Origin of the sequence: Burkholderia sp. BCC1996 (genome assembly GCF_905339955.1) — a bacterium.
In the GTDB taxonomy this organism is placed as follows: Bacteria; Pseudomonadota; Gammaproteobacteria; order Burkholderiales; family Burkholderiaceae; genus Burkholderia.
Window position 1 is genome coordinate 141,530 of sequence record NZ_CAJPHM010000017.1, and the last position, 17,248, is coordinate 158,777.

Here is a 17,248-nt window from a genome sequence, read left to right on the forward strand (position 1 = left end):
TACCGGGACAGTGTCGCGCCGCGGCCAACGCATCGGTACACCCCGCCCGACGCCGACTGGCACGCACGCACTTTCAGGCCGGCAGGTCTCCTGGCTGACAGGTCGGCGCCGGCTCCCGGCCTTCCCGGTGAAACCAGTGGCATGAGGGGGGAGATCGGCTCGCTGTCTACAGTTGCGGGGGCAGCCACAGCGGCGCGAGGCGCGCCCTGTGTTCCCTCTTCGGCCCCGAAGGGCACCGGCGAACGAACGGCCGTAGGATACCCGATTTCACCGGCGTTTCGGGCCCCCCAGGCGACCGTCGGGCAGGCGCCGTGGCCGACGCGAAACGCGGCCCGGCGTCGGCGGGCTCGCAGATGAAACGCGCGGTGGAACACGGTACCATGCCGACTTTCGCAATGCGGACGGCCGCACCGGCGCCTTCACGGCCGCCGTGCGGCGACTCGATGGAATCGGACGAAGGGGAAGGGTGCATGACGGCGTGGCTGACGGTAGTGGGCATCGGCGACGACGGCTACGCGGGGCTCGGGCGCGGCGCGCGGCGCGCGCTGCTCGAGGCGAAGCGGGTCGTCGGCGCGAAGAGGCACCTCGACATGCTGCCCGCGCGGCTGCCGGCCGAACGCGCCGCATGGCCGTCGCCGTTCGACCTGTCGGGCCTGCTCGCGCAGCGCGGTTCACCCGTCTGCGTGCTGGCGAGCGGCGACCCGATGCTGTTCGGCGTCGGCGCGACGCTCGCGCGCGAACTGTCCCCCGACGAATGGCGCGTGCTGCCCGCACCGTCGTCGCTGTCGCTGGCGGCCGCGCGGCTCGGCTGGGCGTTGCAGGACGTCGGCGCGGTGTCGCTCGTCGGCCGGCCGCTCGCGACGCTGGCGCGTCACCTGCTGCCGGGCCGGCGCCTGTTCGTGCTGAGCGCCGACGGCCGCACGCCGGCCACGGTCGCCGCCGAACTCGCCGCGCGCGGCTTCGGCCCGACGCGCATCAGCGTGTTCGAGCACCTCGGCGGCCCGCTCGAGCGGCGCATCGACGGGCTCGCGCAAGACTGGCACATCGACGAAACCGCCGCGCTCAATCTCGTCGCGCTCGATTGCCAGGCCGGCCCCGATGCGCCGCGCCGCGCACTCACGCCTGGCCTGCCCGACGACGCGTACCGCCACGACGGCCAGCTCACCAAGCGCGACATGCGCGCGCTGACGCTCGGACGCCTCGCGCCTGCCCCCGGCGAACTGTTGTGGGACGTCGGCGCGGGCAGCGGCTCGATCGGCATCGAGTGGATGCGCGCGCATCCGTCGTGCCAGGCGATCGCGATCGAGTCGCATGCGGAGCGGCAGCGCTACATCGAGCACAACCGCGACGCGCTCGGCGTACCGGGCCTGCAACTCGTGGCCGGGCGCGCGCCCGATGCGCTCGCGGGGCTCGCCGCGCCCGATGCGATCTTCATCGGCGGCGGCGCGACCGTGCCCGGCGTGCTCGACGCGTGCTGGTCGGCACTGAAGCCCGGCGGCCGGCTCGTCGCGAACGCGGTCACGCTGCAGGGCGAGCTGGCGCTCGCCGCGTGGCGCGACGCGCACGGCGGCACGCTCACGCGCGTATCGCTCGCGCACGCCGAGCCGCTCGGCCGCTTCGACACGTGGCGGCAGCCGTTGCCCGTCACGCTGTACGACGTGCACAAGCCCGCTTCCACGGCGACCGACCTCGCGGACCCTGCCTGATGCGCGACGAGACCCCCGAACAACCGGCACCGCTGCGGTTCGGCTACACGACCGGCAGCTGCGCGACCGCGACGTCGCTTGCCGCCGCACGCGTGCTGCTCGCGGGCCGCGCGGACGATGCGGTCGAGATCGTGTTGCCGAAGGGGCAGCGCGTGATGATGCGGCTCGCGTTCTGCCGGGCCACGGCCGACGGCGCGGAAGCCGGCACGATCAAGGATGCCGGCGACGATCCGGACGTCACGCACGGCGCGCTGATCTTCGCGCGGGTCGCGCTCGCCGCCGCGCCCGGCGTGCGTTTTCACGCGGGGCCGGGGGTCGGCACCGTCACGCGCGCGGGGCTCACGCTGCCGGTCGGCGAACCGGCGATCAATCCGGTGCCGCGCCAGATGATGACCGCGCACCTCGACGCGCTCGCGGCCGAATACGGCTACACGGGCGGCTTCGACGTGACGATCGGCGTCGAGGGCGGCGAGGCGCTCGCGCTGAAGACGATGAACCCGCGGCTGGGCATCGTCGGCGGCTTGTCGATTCTCGGCACGACCGGCATCGTGCGGCCGTTCTCGTGCTCGGCATACATCGCGTCGATCCATCAGGGCATCGACGTCGCACGCGCGAACGGGATCGCGCACATCGCCGCGTGCACCGGCAACGCGAGCGAGGATGCGATGCGCGCGCACTACGGCCTGCCCGACATGGCACTGATCGAAATGGGCGATTTCGCCGGCGCGGTGCTCAAGCACCTGCGCCGTGCGCCGGTCGCGCGCCTGTCGATGTGCGGCGGCTTCGGCAAGCTCAGCAAGCTCGCGGCCGGCCATCTCGACCTGCACAGCCGCCATTCGAGCATCGACCTGCCGCTGCTTGCGCAGTGGGCGGCCGAGGCGGGCGCGAACGACGCGCTGCAGGCCGCGATGCGCGCGGCGAACACCAGCCAGGAAGCACTGAAGCTCGCGCAGGCCGAAGGCGTGCCGCTCGGCGACCTCGTCTGCGCGCACGCGCTGCGGGTCGCGCGCGACATCGTGCCGCCATCGGTCGCCGTCGAGATGTTCGCGATCGACCGGCAGGGCCGCTTCGTCGGGATCGCACGATGAGCGCGCGCATCCTGCTGCTCGGCGGCACTGGCGACGCGCTGAAGATCGCACGCGCGCTCGGTCCGCGGCACGTCTATAGCCTCGCGGGTCTCGGCAAGGTGCCCGACGACCTGCGCTGCGACGTGCGCGTCGGCGGCTTCGGCGGGGCGGCTGGGCTCGCCGCGTATCTGCGCGGTGCCGGCATCGGCCTCGTGATCGACGCCACGCATCCGTATGCCGCGCGCATCAGCGCGAACGCGGCGGCCGCCGCGCGCGACGCGGGCGTGCCGCTGTGGGCGCTGCGCCGCGCGCCGTGGGCGCCGCAACCCGGCGACGACTGGCGGATGGTCGACGACTGGGCCGGCATCGACGCCGCGCTCGCGCCGTTCCGGCGGCCGCTGTTCACGCTCGGCCGCGAACCGCTCGCGCATCTCGACGCGATCCCGCCGCACCAGTTCTGGCTGGTGCGCTGCCTCGATGCGCATCCCGGCAACGCGCGCGCGCAGATCGTCGCCGCGCGCGGGCCGTTCACGCTCGAGAATGAACGCGCGCTGTTCGCGCTCGCGGGCATCGACGTCGTCGTCAGCAAGAACAGCGGCGGCGCCGCGACCGAAGCCAAGCTCGACGTCGCGCGCGAACGCCGGCTGCCGGTCGTGATGCTGCGCCGGCCGCCGCTGCCCGACGCCGACCGCGCGTTCGACTCGGCCGCTGCGCTGCTCGATGCGCTCGACCCGGCCGCGCGTGCTTGATGCCACGCGACCCGGCTGACCCATGAATTGACGGAGATTTTTCGATGACGGTGTATTTCATCGGCGCGGGCCCCGGCGACCCGGAGCTGATCACGGTAAAGGGCCAGCGCCTCGTGCGCACGTGCCCGGTGATCCTGTATGCAGGGTCGCTCGTGCCGCCGGCCGTGCTTGACGGCCATCGTGCGGAACGGGTCGTCAATACCGCCGAGCTCGACCTCGACGCGATCGTCGCGCTGCTCGCCGACGCGCATGCGAAAGGGCAGGACGTCGCGCGCGTGCATTCGGGCGATCCGTCGCTGTACGGTGCGATCGGCGAACAGATCCGCCGGCTGAAAGCGCTCGGGATTCCCTATGAAATCGTGCCGGGCGTGACGGCCACGGCCGCCTGCGCGGCGACGCTCGGGGTCGAGCTGACGCTGCCCGGTGTCGCACAGACGGTGATCCTCACGCGCTTCGCGGGCAAGACGACGATGCCGGAAGGCGAAGCGCTCGGCGCGCTCGCCGCGCATCGCGCGACGCTCGCGATTCACCTCGGCGTGCGGCATCTCGCGCGGATCGTCGACGAAGTGCTGCCGCATTACGGGCCCGCGTGCCCGGTCGCGGTGATCTACCGCGCGAGCTGGCCCGACGAGGAACGCGTGACCGGCACGCTGGCCGACATCGTCGGCAAGGTGCAGGGCACGCAGATCGAACGCACCGCGCTGATCCTGATCGGGCGCGTGCTCGATGCGGAAGGGTTCGCGGATTCGACGCTGTACGCAAGCGGGGGGTGATGCCGGCCACGAACCGGGGCGACGCCTTCACGCGCCGCGTCTGACCGGCGCTACGCACGCGCGACACGCCGCGCAAACTGCGGCGCGAAGCCGGCCGCCAGTGCGAACAGCACGACGCACAGGCATGCCATCGCGATCCATGCCGGCGTCAGATCCGCGAGATGCTGGCGCACGATGCCGGCCGCGAACGGAAACAACCCGGCGACCAGATAGCCGACGCCCTGCACGAACCCCGTCAGCGATGCCGCATCAGCCGGCGTCGCCGCATGATCGACCGTGACGATCAGCGACAGCGGAAACAGCGCGCCGATGCCCGCGCCAAGCAGCAGCGCGGCCGGCATCGCGAGCGTGTCCGGCGCGGCCAGCATCACCAGCAATCCGACGAACAGCGACGCGATCGCCGCGTGCAGCGCGGGCCGGCGATCGGGCAGGCGGTCGATCGTCGCCGAGATCGCCAGCCCCGCGACGACTTCCGCGAGCGTCACGCCGCCGAGCAGGCTGCCGGCCGCCGTCGGCGACCAGCCAAGCCGCATGTAGTACGGCGGCAGCCATGCGAGCACGAGGGTGTAGGCACCCGTCGCGATCCCGAAGAACATCGCGAGCCGCCAGGCCCGCGGCGAGCGCGCCGGCCGCGCCTGCATCGGCGGCGCGGCCGTCGGCCCGGACGCCGGTGCGTCGCCGCCACGACTGGCCAGCGGCCACGCGAGCGCCGCGACCGCGGCCGGCAGCGCCCAGCCCGCGAGCGCGACCAGCCAGCCCCAGCGGGCCGCGGCGAACGGCGCGACGACGCTCGCGAGCACCGCGCCGCCCATGATCGACGTCGAATAGACGCCCATCGCGCCGCCGATGCGCGTCGCGAAATGCGCCTTCACGAACCCCGGCAGCAGCGCCTGCACCATCGCGATCCCGATGCCCGCGCAACCTGCGCTCGCGAGCAGCAGCCACGCGTGCTGCGCGCCGAAGCGCGACGCGCACGCGAGCCCGATCAGCACGACGCCGAGCCACACGCCGCCGGCGATCCCCGTCACGCGCTGCAGCCGCCGCGCGCCGAGCGCGCCCAGGCCCATCAGCAGGATCGGGATCGTGGTCAGCAGGCTCGCCGCGCCGTCGCCGATGCCGGTCGCACGCTGGATCATGTCGAGCAGCGGACCGATCGCGGCCAGCGCGGGCCGCAGGTTCAACCCGACCAGTACGACGGCGGCCAGCCGCCAGCCGGGGGAAATGAAGCGATTCATGATGGAGTGGCCCTCGATATCGGTGCACGACACCTTCGTCCTGCGTGCCGTGCATTTTCATGTAAAGTATCTCGACATCAAGATAAATGCGTATTTATCTCGACGTCAAGATAACTGGTGAGCCGAGGAGGGTTAATGGATCGAGCCGCGCATGCGCTCGCGCAATGGCGCGTCGAGCGTCCGGATCTGGATGCATCGTCGATGCTCGTGATGGGACGGCTGCAGGAAGCCGCGCTCGTGATCGCGCGCGACGGTCTCAATCCGCTGTTCGCGCGCTACGGGATGCAGCCGGGCGAGTTCGACGTGCTGGCGACGCTGCGGCGCAGCGGCGCGCCGTTCGCGCTGACACCGACCGCGCTGTACGACGCGCTGATGATGTCGTCCGGCGGGATGACCGCGCGCATCGACCGGCTGCAGAAGGCCGGCTGGGTCGAGCGCCGGCCGAACCCGGCCGACGGCCGCGGCACGCTCGTCGCGCTGACCGACGCCGGCCGCGCGCTGATCGACGATGCGGTGGTCGCGCACGTCGACAATCAGCGTGCGATGCTGGCCGCGCTGTCGGAGGCGGAGCAGGCGCAACTTGCGGCGTTGCTCGAAAAGCTGCTGGCGGGATTGGGAGGAGAAGCGTCGGCGTCGGCGTCGGCCGATAGGTAGCGCCGCTGCATCGTCACGTCGAACGAACGCGACGAGCGGGAAATGGAAACGCCGACAGGAAACGCGCAAAAGGAAGGCAGCGCGTGAACCGCCCGCCGCGCGCCGCGGCGGGCCGGACAAACGGCGGGCCGCACCGGGTGCGCCCGCCGCGGGGCTCAGCCGCGTGCCGGGATGTTGAGCCCGCGAGCGACGGCCGGACGCGCGACGAACGCGTCGAGCGCCCGCGCGACATGCTTGAATTCGCCGAAGCCGACCAGGTCGCCCGCTTCATAGAAGCCGACGAGGTTGCGCACCCACGGGAAGATCGCGATGTCGGCGATCGTGTACGTATCGCCCATCACCCACTTGCGGTTCGCGAGATGCGCGTCGAGCACGCCGAGCAGGCGCTTCGATTCGGCGACGTAGCGGTCGCGCGGACGCTTGTCCTCGTAGTCGCGGCCCGCGAACTTGTGGAAGAAGCCGACCTGCCCGAACATCGGGCCGATGCCGCCCATCTGGAACATCACCCACTGGATCGTCTCGTAGCGGCCCGCCGGATCCTTCGGGATCAGCTGGCCCGTCTTGTCCGCGAGATAGATCAGGATCGCGCCGGATTCGAACAGCGCCAGCGGCCGACCGTCGGGGCCGTTCGGATCGATGATCGCCGGGATCTTGTTGTTCGGGTTCAGCGACAGGAATTCGGGCGACAGCTGGTCGTTCGTGTCGAAGCGCACGAGGTGCGGCTCGTACGGCAGGCCGGTTTCCTCGAGCATGATCGACACCTTGACGCCGTTCGGCGTCGGCAGCGAGTACAGCTGGAGACGGTCGGGATGCTGGGCCGGCCATTTTTTCGTGATCGGGAAGGCGGACAGATCGGGCATGGAGGTTCGTTCGTCAACGTTGAGGATCCGCGCCCCGCCGGCCTGCCGCGCGTCGCCGGCAGCCGCTGACACGGCGGCAGGAACGGGACGAACGCATCGACCGGCGGGCGGGGCGCGCCGAAGACGCCCACTGTAGCCGATCCCCGCGATCGCTGCAGACGGCGGCCGCGCGTCGTGTCCGTGCGCCGCCGCGCGCAGCGCGCCTGCCTGTTTCGGTCAGCCGCCTCAACAGACGACGCATCGACGTGTCGCGAACGGGTGCCTGCGGACATCGCGCCAGGCCCTGCGCGCTGCGGCACCCGTGCCACACCGCACTGCTGCATCGTCAGAAGTTGTGCCGCAGCCCGACCATCGCCGCGGTCGTGCCGACCCCGGGCGCGACCGGCTGCCCGTACACGAGCATCTGGTTCATCGTGCCGCGGTTGTTCACGTGGCCGACCTGCGCATAGACCATCGACCGCTTCGACAGGCTGTAGTCGGCCGTGAGCACGACGGCCGTCGAGCGGTTTTCCGAACGGTTGCGGTCCTTCAGGTAATACACCGCCGACGTCACCTGCAACGCGGGCGTGAAGCGATAGCCGACGCCGGCCGACAGCATGTCGAGGTTCACCTTGTCCGCATGCGACGGATTCCTGCCGTTGCCGTACGACGCCGACACCGAGAAATCGCGGATCGTGTATTTCGCGCCGACATAGATGAAGCGGTTGTTGTCGACGCCGGTCGGCGCGACACCCGCCGCCGGATTCGTGTCGTGGCCGTTGTAGTAGACGGCCGACGCGTTGAGCCCGTAGTTCGAATACCGCAGCACGACCGATTCGCGCGTGCCGCCCTGGAACTGCCCGGCGACGCCGCCGGGCGCGTATTCGAGCGCGATCGACGCGCCCGCGAAGGTCGGCGACTGATAGACGAGCGCATTGCTGTCGTACAGCGCGCCGATCGCGCCGTTGGTGCTCGTGCCCGGCCAGCCGGCCGCGGTGTTCAGGCCGAGCCACGCGGTCAGCACGCTGCCGAAGAACTGCGCGTTGCGCACGTCGGTGTCGGCCATCGCGTAGATCATCGGCACGATCTGCCGGCCGGCCGTGAAGGTGCCGAACGGCCCGGACACGCCGAGCGACGCAACCTGGTTGAAGATCGCGACGGCGCCCGGCGTGTCGCTCAGCTGCATCCTGCCGGTGCCGCTGTCGAACGAGCCCTGCAGCTTGAAGTTGACCTTGTAGCCGCCGCCGATGTCCTCGCTGCCCTTGATGCCCCAGAAGCTCGAATAGATGCCGCCGTCCTTCATGCGGAACACCTTGCCGGTGTTCGGCGCGTTCGGGCCGAACGACGCGGCCGACGTGCTCTGGTACAGCAGGCCCGTGTCGACCACCCCGTACAGCGTGACGGAGGATTGCGCGTGCGCGAGCGCCGCACTGCCGGCAAGCGCCGCGAGCGCGGCCAGTTTCGTCTTCATCGAAGTCTCCAGGATCGTAATGGACCGCCCGGGATCGAGCCCGGACGGGTGCAGCGGGGGAAGCATCGAGGCAGGCGGGAGGGCGCCGGGTGCGACGCCGGTGCGAGCCGTGCGGAAAGACTACGCAACGGCGCGCGGCCGCTCCCCCCCATGCGCGGGGGGCAGGGTTGTGGAGAATCGGCGGGGAACCCGGGCAACGCGGTTGTCATCAACGGCCGGGCAAGGCCGATCAAGGCGGATCAAGGCCAGTTAAGGTCGCTTCGGACGTGCGCAGGCGGGCAACGCGCGCGTCAAGGCGCGCTTTCGAGCAACCCGAGCACCAGCGCGCGGCGCACCGCATGCTTGCGCGAGCTGGCGTCGAGCTTGCCGAACAGGTTCTTCAGGTGCCACTTCACGGTTTCCTCGCCGACGGCGAGCGCCACCGCGATCTCCTTGTTCGACAGGTTGCGCGCGAGCAGCTCGAGGATCGCGCGCTCCTTGGGCGTCAGCACGACGCTCGGCACCGCGCGCGGGCTGGCCGTGCTGCGCGGCGCGGGCGGCACGATGCGCGGCTGCGGCTGCGCGGGCCGGGCGGGTCCGTCGCCCGCGGCCGTCTCGTCGCCGATGCGGCGCGCCCAGTCGGCGACGGCCGGATGCGCGTCGGCGAGCGTGCGCGTGAGGCCGAACATGTCCGCGAGGTTCATCGCCTCGTCAAGCAGCGCGCGGCCGCCGTGTCCGGACTGTTCGAGCGCGAACGCGCTGAGCGCCATGATCTCGATGCGCTCGCGTCCCATGCTCATTTCGCGGGCCAGCACGGCGGCTTCGTCGAGCGCCGCGCACGCATCGTCCCAGCGGCGCGCGGCAAGCGCGGCGCCCGCGTGCGCCATCGCCTGCAGCAGCACGACGGGGCGCCGCCACAGCGGCCCGTGCGACGGAAACTCGGCCGCGGCGATCGCATCGATCCGCTCGACCAGCGCATGGCAGGTCGCCTCGCGATAGCGCGCCGCGTGAATGCGCACCTGCTCGGCGAGGCTCGCGACCGACAGGCGCGGCAGCCGGCGCGCGACGCCCATCGCGTCGAGCGCCTCGAGCAGGTCGATCGCGCGATGCTCGACGCCGCGCAGCAGCGCGATGCGCGCGGCCGTGCGGTAGCCGAGCAGCACGGTGTCGGGCGTGCCCGCGTGCTCGAGCACGTCGAGCCGGTTCGCGAGCAGCGCGGCGGCCTGGTCGACGCGATCGGCTTCGCAGGCGATCGCCGCGCACATCGCCGCAAGCATGCAGGTCAGCGGATGGCGACGGCCGAGGTCCGCTTCCGCGCGCGCGAGCGCCGGCGACAACGCGTCGTCCGCGAGCCGGATCTGGCCTTCGCGCAGGTAGCTCAGGCCGGTGATCAGCTCGCCCCAGCGCGCGACGTAGCCGAACCCGGCCGCCGTCGCGCCGCGCGGCGCGGCCTGCTGGAAGCGGCGCGCCTGCGCCGGTTCGCCGACGATGATCGCGCGCGCCGACAGGCGGTTCGCATGCATCTGCGCGAGCCACGTCGCCGCGGGCGGCGTGAAGTCGGCCCACGGTTCGAACAGCTCGACGAAATGGTCGATTTCGTCCGCGTAGTAGGCCGCTGCACTGAGGATCAGCGCGCATTCGTAGCGCATCGCGGCCGGCGTGCCGGGGTCGGCCAGGATGCCGGCGATCTGGCGCCGCGCCTCGACATGGCGCTCGCCGAGCGCCAGCGCCCACGCGACCGCGATCCGCAGCGTCGGACGCTTGTCGAGTTCCGCATCGGGCAGCAGCGCGAGCCAGTCGAGCACGTCGTTGATGCGGCCCTGCTTGATCGCGTCCTCGAGGCAGCGCTGCGCGAGCGCGTATGCCGTCTCGAACTGGCCGGCCGCATACGCGTGGCGCGCCGCTTCCTCCGTCATCCCGTGCGCGTCGAGCCACGCGGCCGCGCGTGCGTGCAGCGCGCTGCGGTCCGCTTCGGCGCTCGTCGTCAGACGGTCGCGCAGCGTATCGCGCACGAGCGGATGCAGCCGGCACCAGTCGGAAGCGTCGGACGCGATGAACAGCGGCGTGTCGCGCGCAAGCCGTGCGAGCCGATCGGGGGCCGCCGCGTCGTCGAGCAGCGCGGCGCACAGCGACGGATGCAGGCGGTCGGCAACGCTCGTGCGTGTCAGGAACGCGGTGTCGTCGGCCGACAAATTCGCGAGCAGCAGTTCGACGAGCCGGTCGCGCGTGCCGTCCATGCGCGCGGCGAGCGCATCGACGGCCTGGCGCGGATCAGCCGAGCGCGCCATCGCGGCCATCGCGAGCTGCAGCCCGAGCGGCCAGCCGTCGACGCGCTCGAACAGCCGCGCGCACGCGTCGGCGTCGACCCGCTGCGCAAAGCGCGCGCCGACCAGCGCGATCGTCTCGTCGAGCGTGAAGCGCAGCCAGTCGGGGCCCGCGAGCGTGCATTGCCCGCCGGCGAGCAGGTCGCCGGCCGCGTGATCGAGCCCGCGCCGGGCCGCGACGACCACCCGCAGGTTCTGCGGCGCGTTGTGCAGCACGTAGGTCAGCGCGTCGAGGCCGGCGGCGGGCAGCCGCTCCGCATCGTCGACGATCAGCAGCGCGTCGATCGACAGTTGCGCGACCTCGGCCAGCCACGCGGTCAGCCCCTCCAGCGCGCGGGCCGCGCCGTCCGGAATCAGGCGCCCGAACGCGGGCCGCGCGCAACCGGTGCGCACCGCCTGCACGAGCCCCTGCAGCAGGCGCGGCGCGTCGTCGCGCTCGTCGGCGGACAGCCACACGACCGCGCGGCCGAGCGCGAGCGATTCGCGCCGCCATTGCGCGAGCAGCGAGGTCTTGCCGTAGCCGGCCGGCGCCTGCACGAGCGTGACGGGCCGGGCGTCGAACGCCGCCGCGGCGAGGCTCAGCCGCGCGCGCGCGAGCAACTGCGCCGGCACGCGCGGCGCGGTTGTCTTCAGCACGAGTTCGGTGGGGGGCGCGTCGGCGCGATCGGGTGGGTGGGCCATCGGGGCAGCAGTCGGAATCCGGCGCTGCCGTGCAGGCCGGCGTCCGGGGTGGGCGTGGGGGGAAGGATCGGCCGAACCGCGTTCGCGCGTCAATCCCCCCCGCGGCGAGTGGGGCCGCGCCGCCGCCCGGCCGATAGCATGGGTTCCGAGGCGTGACGAACGCGATTGACGAATGCAACGGGGAGGGGCCATGAACATCGTATCGACCGGCGCGCGCCGCAGCGCGCCGAGCGCCGGATAAACGGAGCGGCACGATGTATCGCCATCTGCTCGTGACGGTCGACGGCGTGCCCGGCGGCATCGACGCGATCGGCCATGCGCTCGAACTGGCGCGTGCGGTCGGCGCGCGGGTCACGTTCGTGCTGTCCGGCGCGGCGCCGCAATCGCCTGGCTCCGACTCGCGTTTATCCGGAGCGCGGATGCCGGAACACGGTGCGAAAGTGGAAGCCGCCGCACGGGCCCAGGGCCTGTCCCATGCGATCGCGGCGGCCGGCGATCCGGGGGCCGGCGGCACGTCGCCCGCCACGCTCGCCGGCGAACTCGGCTGCGACCTGATCGGCGTCGCGGCGCTGCCGCACGATGCCGGTGCCGGCGCGGCCGCGCAACGGCGGTTGCTGCTCGCGACGAGCGGCGTGCCGGTGCTCGTGTGCCCGGCGCGGCGTGCGCCGGCAGAGGCGCGCGTGATGGCCCGCTGTCTCGCCGCGCATCGCGCGCTCGGCGCGCAGTTGCAGGCGCTGACGCAGTTGCAGGCGCCGACGCTCGCGAGCGAAGACCCGGACTCGGCAACGCGGCCGGCCGCCGACGCGGCCCGCACGCTGGCGGTGCACGCCGCGTTGGCGTCGCTCGCGGCGCTGCAGGACGCGCGTTCCGGGCCGTCCGCCGAAGCACGCCTGTGCGCGGCATTGCGCAGACGGGCGGAGAGCACCGCGGCCGAACTCGACGAGCTCGACCGCCAGCGGCGCCGCGATGCGCACGCGCTCGACGCGCTGGCGCGGCTCGCCGCCGACGGCTTGCCGTCGGCCGCGTTCGACGCCGCGCTCGCCGTCTATGCGCGCGGCGCGTTCGAGCAGATGGGGCGCATGGAAGGCGTGATTTTCCCGGCCGCGCGGCGCTATTTGAGCGACGCCGACTGGACCGAACTGGACGCGCCTCCGGCGAGCGGCTCAGCCGCGACGACGCCGGGCGCGGACGAACCCGACGATGCGTGACGCGCATCCGACTGAAATCCTACGGAGAACCAGATGGCACATGCAGTGCGATTCCACGAAACCGGCGGCCCCGACGTGCTGCGCTGGGAAGCGGTCGAAGTCGGCGACCCGGGCGCGGGGCAGGTCCGCCTGCGGCACGAGGCCGTCGGCCTGAACTTCGCCGACACGTATTTCCGCAGCGGCCTGTATCCGGTGCCGCTGCCGGCCGGCATCGGCGTCGAGGCCGCCGGCGTGGTCGAGGCCGTCGGCCCCGGCGTGACGAACGTCGCCGCCGGCGACCGGGTGACCTACACCGGCTTCCTGAACACGCTCGGCGCGTACAGCACCGAACGGCTGATCGCCGCCGCGCCGCTCGTGAAGCTGCCGGCCGGGATCGCCTGCGAAACGGCCGCGGCGATGACGATGCGCGGCCTGACGTCGGCGTACCTGTTGCGCCGCATCCACGCGTTCGCGCCGGGCGACACGATCCTGCTGCACGCGGCCGCGGGCGGCGTCGGGCTGATCGTGTCGCAATGGGCGAAGCTGCTCGGGCTCACGGTGATCGGCACCGTGTCGAGCGAGCACAAGGCCGCGATCGCCCGCGCGCATGGCTGTGACCATACGATCGACTACAGCCGCGAGGACGTCGCGAAGCGCGTGCGCGAACTGACCGGCGGCGCCGGCGTCGACGTCGTGTTCGACAGCGTCGGCAAGGACACCTTCGAGGGCTCGCTCGATTCGCTGAAGCGGCGCGGGCTGATGGTCTGCGTCGGCACCGCGTCGGGCCCGATCCCGCCGTTCGACCCGCAGCGCCTCGCGATGAAGGGTTCGCTGTACCTGACGCGCCCGGCGCTGGCCGACTACATCGCCGATCCGGCCGAGAAGAACGACCTGGCCGGCGAGTTGTTCGCGCACGTCGCGGCCGGCCGCATCCGGATCGAGATCAACCAGCGTTACGCGCTGCAGGACGCGGCGCAGGCGCACCGCGATCTCGAGTCGCGCAAGACGACCGGCTCGTCGGTATTCATCGTCTGAGGAGACGCGCATGCGAGTCGAACCCCTGACCTGTGCGATCGGCGCGGAGCTGCTGGACGTGAGCCTCGCCGACGCGGTGCACGACGACGGCCTGTTCGCCGAAATCCGCACGCAGCTGCTGCGCCATCGCGTGCTGTTCCTGCGCGACCAGGACATCACGCGCGCCGAGCACGTCGCGTTCGCGCGCCGCTTCGGCGAGCTCGAGGATCATCCGGTCGCCGGCAGCGATCCCGAGCACCCGGGGCTCGTGCGGATCTACAAGTCGCCCGACCAGCCGAACGACCGCTACGAGAATGCGTGGCACAGCGATGCGAGCTGGCGCGTGGCGCCGCCGCTGGGCTGTGTGCTGCGCTGCATCGAGGGTCCGCCGGTTGGCGGCGACACGATGTGGGCGAACATGGTGCTCGCGTACGCGCACCTGCCGGAACACGTGAAGCAGCAGATCGAAGACTTGCGCGCGCGTCACAGCATCGAGGCGAGCTTCGGCGCGGCGATGCCGGTCGACAAGCGCCTCGCGCTGAAAGCGCAGTATCCGGACGCCGAGCATCCGGTCGTGCGCACGCATCCCGAAACCGGCGAGAAGGTGCTGTACGTGAACGCGTTCACGACGCACTTCACGAACTTCCATACGCCCGGGCGCGTGCGCGTCGGGCAGGACGCGAATCCGGGCGCCGGCCAGCTGCTGCAATACCTGATCAGCCAGGCTTACATCCCCGAATACCAGGTGCGCTGGCGCTGGAAGAAGAACAGCGTCGCGATCTGGGACAACCGCAGCACCCAGCATTACGCGGTGATGGACTACCCGCCGTGCGTGCGCAGGATGGAGCGCGCGGGCATCGTCGGCGACGTGCCGTTCTGAACGCGCCCGCACCTTAACCGACTCGCAACCCTGTACACGACGCGCCGGGCCAGCCGCCCGGCGCGGCGGGATACGCACGCCCGTACGCCTGCACTAAAACGATTCCCACTGGAGGACGACATGCAATTTCTCGACGATTCGCTGCACCCGGAAAACCAGGACAAGGTAGTCATCACGGTCGCGCCGTACGGCCCCGAATGGATGCCCGCCGACTTTCCGGAAGACATTCCGGTGACGATGGACGAGCACGTGCAGAAGGCCGTCGACTGCTACAACGCGGGCGCGACGGTGCTGCACCTGCACGTGCGCGAGCTCGACGGCAAGGGCAGCAAACGACTGTCGAAATTCAACGAGCTGCTCGGCCGGCTGCGCGAGGCGGTGCCCGACATGATCCTGCAGGTCGGCGGCTCGATCTCGTTCGCGCCGGAAGGCGACGGCGCCGAGGCGAAATGGCTGTCCGACGACACGCGCCACATGCTCGCCGAGCTGACGCCGAAGCCCGACCAGGTGACGGTCGCGATCAACACCGTGCAGATGAACATCACCGAGCTGATGAACCGCAAGGACATCGCCGGCACGTCGCTGAACGAAGCCGCGCTGTGGGACGCGTACCGCGAGATGACCGTGCCGGCCGGCCCCGGCTGGGTCGACGAGCACCTGCGCCGGCTGCAGGCGGCCGGCATCCAGCCGCATTTCCAGCTCACCGGCATGCACGCGCTGGAAACGCTCGAGCGGATCATCCGCCGCGGCGTCTATCGCGGGCCGCTGAACGTCACGTGGGTCGGCATCGGCGGCGGCTTCGACGGCCCCAATCCGTACAACTTCATGGAATTCGTGCGGCGCTGCCCGGACGGCGCGTGCATCACGCTCGAATCGCTGATGAAGAACGTGCTGCCGATCAACACGGTCGCGATGGCGCTGGGCCTGCATCCGCGCTGCGGGATCGAGGACACGATCATCGACCAGAAGGGCAACCGGATGACGTCGGTGCAGCAGGTCGAGCAGTGCGCGCGGATCGCGCGCGAACTCGGGCGCGAGATCGCCACCGGCAAGGAAGCCAAGGCGATCTACCGGATCGGCGTGCAGTACGACGGCGTCGACGAGACGCTCGCGCAGCTCGGGATGGCGCCGAACCGCCGGCCGGGCCAGCTGAGCGTGCCGCTGCGCGCGGCCTGACGCACCGGGCGACCGTGCAACCGGGCGGCCCGCGAGCGCCGCCCGCCGATCGATGTGGCGCGGCACCCACCCTCGCGCGGTGCGCGAGGCAAGCTCCGACGAACGGAGTGGGGCCGCGCAAGCCGCGCCGGCGCGTTGCCGCACCGGTGCCGGAGGAGACACGCATGCTGATTCATCACGTCGAGCCGTCGCTGCAGGACGTGGCGGCCACCGGGCGGCGCGCGCCGGCCTATGCCTGGCTCGTGTTCGGGCTGACCGTCGGCCTGCTGCTGTCGGACTACATGTCGCGGCAGGTGCTCAATGCCGTGTTTCCGCTCCTCAAGCACGCGTGGGGACTATCGGACACGCAGCTCGGCTCGCTGTCCGGCGTCGTCGCGCTGCTGGTCGGCCTGCTGACGTTTCCGCTGTCGGTGCTCGCCGACCGCTTCGGCCGCGTGCGCAGCATCGTCCTGATGGCCGCGTTGTGGAGCATTGCGACACTGGGTTGCGCGCTGTCGACCAACTACGCGGAAATGCTGGTTGCGCGCGGCCTCGTCGGGCTCGGCGAAGCCGCGTACGGCAGCGTCGGCGTCGCACTGATCCTCAGCATCTTTCCGGCGCGCCTGCGCGCGACGTTGACCGGCGCGTTCATGGCCGGCGGCGCGTTCGGCTCGGTGTTCGGGATGGCGCTCGGCGGCCTCGTCGGCGCGCATCTCGGCTGGCGCTGGTCGTTCGGCGTGATGGCCGCGCTCGGCATCGTGCTGCTCGTCGCGTACCGCGGCGTGGTCACCGAACGGCGGCTCGCGGCCTGCCGCGTCGAACCGTGCCGGCCCCATGCCGATACGCCGCGCGACCTGCGCGGCAGCGTGCGCGCGCTGATGTCGGGGCTGTTCGCATCGCGTTCGGTGATCTGCGCGTATGTCGGCAGCGGGCTGCACCTGTTCGTGCCCGGCGCGCTGTTCGCGTGGCTGCCGAGCTACCTGAACCGTTATTACGCGATGGCGCCGGACCGCGCCGCGGTGCTCGCGGCCGGCTTCGTGCTGCTGTCGGGCGTCGGGATGGTCGGCTGCGGGATCGTCACCGACCGTGTCGGCAAAACCGACGGCAAGCGCAAGTGGTTGACCGCGATCGCGTATTGCGTGCTGACGGGCGTGTGCCTCGCGGCGGCGTTCCGGCTGCCGCCCGGGCCGCTGCAACTCGCGCTGATCTGCGCGGGCATGCTGGTCGGTGCGGGCGCGTCCGGCGCATCGGGCGCGATGGTCGCGAACCTGACGCCCGCCGCGATCCATGCATCGGCGTTCGCGACGCTCACGCTCGCCAACAACCTGCTCGGCATGGCGCCGGGCCCGCTGCTGACGGGGTGGGTCGCCGATCGCGCCGGCCTCGTCGGCGCACTGCAATGGATTCCCGTCGTGCCGCTCGCGGCCGCCGTGCTGTTCGCGATCGGACGCGCGAGCTACGCGGCCGATCTCGCGCGCGTCGAACGCGAACGGCGCGCGTCCCACCTTTCCTGAACCGAACCCTCCCGGAGGCT

At 71.7% G+C, this 17,248-nt stretch carries 14 protein-coding genes and 1 riboswitch; of the genes, 10 read left to right on the forward strand and 4 right to left on the reverse strand.

Going from position 1 to position 17,248, the window contains the following annotated elements; genetic code table 11:
* Window positions 1-62: 62 nt before the first annotated feature.
* Window positions 63-255: riboswitch (cobalamin riboswitch) on the reverse strand.
* Window positions 256-470: 215 nt separating this feature from the next.
* The 4 genes from cbiE to cobM are packed head-to-tail and all read left to right on the forward strand — an operon-like array spanning window position 471 to window position 4,295.
* Complete coding sequence (gene cbiE / locus U4Z64_RS24240) at window positions 471-1,706, forward strand: precorrin-6y C5,15-methyltransferase (decarboxylating) subunit CbiE (protein ID WP_321821332.1); 1,236 nt, start codon at window positions 471-473, stop codon at window positions 1,704-1,706.
* The gene (locus U4Z64_RS24245; RefSeq protein ID WP_124570493.1) at window positions 1,706-2,794 is read left to right on the forward strand and encodes a cobalt-precorrin-5B (C(1))-methyltransferase; all 1,089 of its coding nucleotides are present in this window, start codon (window positions 1,706-1,708) and stop codon (window positions 2,792-2,794) included. Before cbiE ends, U4Z64_RS24245 begins: the two co-directional genes overlap by 1 nt.
* The gene (locus U4Z64_RS24250) at window positions 2,791-3,522 is read left to right on the forward strand and encodes a cobalt-precorrin-6A reductase (protein WP_321821302.1); all 732 of its coding nucleotides are present in this window, start codon (window positions 2,791-2,793) and stop codon (window positions 3,520-3,522) included. Before U4Z64_RS24245 ends, U4Z64_RS24250 begins: the two co-directional genes overlap by 4 nt.
* A gap of 44 nt (window positions 3,523-3,566) precedes the next feature.
* Window positions 3,567-4,295 carry a precorrin-4 C(11)-methyltransferase gene (gene cobM / locus U4Z64_RS24255; RefSeq protein WP_124485487.1) on the forward strand — a complete coding sequence of 243 codons (729 nt, stop codon included), beginning with the start codon at window positions 3,567-3,569 and terminating at the stop codon, window positions 4,293-4,295.
* 50 nt (window positions 4,296-4,345) lie between these two features.
* Here the strand turns inward: cobM and U4Z64_RS24260 are convergent, their stop codons facing one another.
* Complete coding sequence (locus tag U4Z64_RS24260) at window positions 4,346-5,530, reverse strand: MFS transporter (RefSeq protein WP_321821303.1); 1,185 nt, start codon at window positions 5,528-5,530, stop codon at window positions 4,346-4,348.
* Window positions 5,531-5,665: 135 nt separating this feature from the next.
* Between U4Z64_RS24260 and U4Z64_RS24265 the strand changes: the two genes are divergently transcribed.
* The gene (locus tag U4Z64_RS24265) at window positions 5,666-6,184 is read left to right on the forward strand and encodes a MarR family transcriptional regulator (protein WP_321821304.1); all 519 of its coding nucleotides are present in this window, start codon (window positions 5,666-5,668) and stop codon (window positions 6,182-6,184) included.
* A gap of 155 nt (window positions 6,185-6,339) precedes the next feature.
* Here U4Z64_RS24265 and U4Z64_RS24270 read toward each other — a convergent pair whose 3' ends face one another.
* From U4Z64_RS24270 to U4Z64_RS24280, 3 genes are all read right to left on the reverse strand, one after another.
* Window positions 6,340-7,044, reverse strand: a complete 705-nt coding sequence (locus U4Z64_RS24270; protein WP_044843541.1) for a glutathione S-transferase N-terminal domain-containing protein — start codon at window positions 7,042-7,044, stop codon at window positions 6,340-6,342.
* Between the two features lie 325 nt (window positions 7,045-7,369).
* A complete protein-coding gene (locus U4Z64_RS24275; protein ID WP_321821305.1) occupies window positions 7,370-8,494 on the reverse strand; it encodes a porin in 1,125 nt (374 codons plus the stop codon).
* A gap of 290 nt (window positions 8,495-8,784) precedes the next feature.
* Complete coding sequence (locus U4Z64_RS24280) at window positions 8,785-11,478, reverse strand: LuxR C-terminal-related transcriptional regulator (RefSeq protein WP_321821306.1); 2,694 nt, start codon at window positions 11,476-11,478, stop codon at window positions 8,785-8,787.
* 254 nt (window positions 11,479-11,732) lie between these two features.
* On the opposite strand from U4Z64_RS24280, the gene U4Z64_RS24285 reads away from it, so the two are divergent.
* From U4Z64_RS24285 to U4Z64_RS24305, 5 genes are all read left to right on the forward strand, one after another.
* Window positions 11,733-12,686: a universal stress protein gene (locus U4Z64_RS24285; protein WP_321821307.1), complete on the forward strand. Its 954-nt coding sequence runs from the start codon at window positions 11,733-11,735 to the stop codon at window positions 12,684-12,686.
* Between the two features lie 33 nt (window positions 12,687-12,719).
* Window positions 12,720-13,700, forward strand: coding sequence for a quinone oxidoreductase family protein (locus U4Z64_RS24290; protein WP_124485480.1), 981 nt, complete (start codon window positions 12,720-12,722; stop codon window positions 13,698-13,700).
* Between the two features lie 10 nt (window positions 13,701-13,710).
* Entirely contained in the window at window positions 13,711-14,559 is an 849-nt protein-coding gene (locus U4Z64_RS24295) for a TauD/TfdA dioxygenase family protein (RefSeq protein WP_321821308.1), read from the forward strand.
* Window positions 14,560-14,679: 120 nt separating this feature from the next.
* Window positions 14,680-15,735, forward strand: coding sequence for a 3-keto-5-aminohexanoate cleavage protein (locus U4Z64_RS24300; protein WP_044843535.1), 1,056 nt, complete (start codon window positions 14,680-14,682; stop codon window positions 15,733-15,735).
* Between the two features lie 164 nt (window positions 15,736-15,899).
* Window positions 15,900-17,228 (forward strand): MFS transporter, encoded by a 1,329-nt coding sequence (locus U4Z64_RS24305; protein ID WP_321821309.1) that lies wholly within the window; start codon window positions 15,900-15,902, stop codon window positions 17,226-17,228.
* Window positions 17,229-17,248 lie beyond the last annotated feature (20 nt).

What these genes read in the sequence shown, in the direction of transcription:
- cobM (WP_124485487.1), top strand. Translation starts at nt 3,567, where the DNA reads ATGACGGTGTATTTCATCGGCGCGGGCCCCGGCGACCCGGAGCTGATC.
- U4Z64_RS24305 (WP_321821309.1), top strand. Translation starts at nt 15,900, where the DNA reads ATGCTGATTCATCACGTCGAGCCGTCGCTGCAGGACGTGGCGGCCACC.
- U4Z64_RS24270 (WP_044843541.1), bottom strand. Translation starts at nt 7,044, where the DNA reads ATGCCCGATCTGTCCGCCTTCCCGATCACGAAAAAATGGCCGGCCCAG.
- U4Z64_RS24295 (WP_321821308.1), top strand. Translation starts at nt 13,711, where the DNA reads ATGCGAGTCGAACCCCTGACCTGTGCGATCGGCGCGGAGCTGCTGGAC.
- U4Z64_RS24290 (WP_124485480.1), top strand. Translation starts at nt 12,720, where the DNA reads ATGGCACATGCAGTGCGATTCCACGAAACCGGCGGCCCCGACGTGCTG.
- U4Z64_RS24280 (WP_321821306.1), bottom strand. Translation starts at nt 11,478, where the DNA reads ATGGCCCACCCACCCGATCGCGCCGACGCGCCCCCCACCGAACTCGTG.
- cbiE (WP_321821332.1), top strand. Translation starts at nt 471, where the DNA reads ATGACGGCGTGGCTGACGGTAGTGGGCATCGGCGACGACGGCTACGCG.
- U4Z64_RS24300 (WP_044843535.1), top strand. Translation starts at nt 14,680, where the DNA reads ATGCAATTTCTCGACGATTCGCTGCACCCGGAAAACCAGGACAAGGTA.
- U4Z64_RS24245 (WP_124570493.1), top strand. Translation starts at nt 1,706, where the DNA reads ATGCGCGACGAGACCCCCGAACAACCGGCACCGCTGCGGTTCGGCTAC.
- U4Z64_RS24250 (WP_321821302.1), top strand. Translation starts at nt 2,791, where the DNA reads ATGAGCGCGCGCATCCTGCTGCTCGGCGGCACTGGCGACGCGCTGAAG.
- U4Z64_RS24260 (WP_321821303.1), bottom strand. Translation starts at nt 5,530, where the DNA reads ATGAATCGCTTCATTTCCCCCGGCTGGCGGCTGGCCGCCGTCGTACTG.
- U4Z64_RS24285 (WP_321821307.1), top strand. Translation starts at nt 11,733, where the DNA reads ATGTATCGCCATCTGCTCGTGACGGTCGACGGCGTGCCCGGCGGCATC.
- U4Z64_RS24275 (WP_321821305.1), bottom strand. Translation starts at nt 8,494, where the DNA reads ATGAAGACGAAACTGGCCGCGCTCGCGGCGCTTGCCGGCAGTGCGGCG.
- U4Z64_RS24265 (WP_321821304.1), top strand. Translation starts at nt 5,666, where the DNA reads ATGGATCGAGCCGCGCATGCGCTCGCGCAATGGCGCGTCGAGCGTCCG.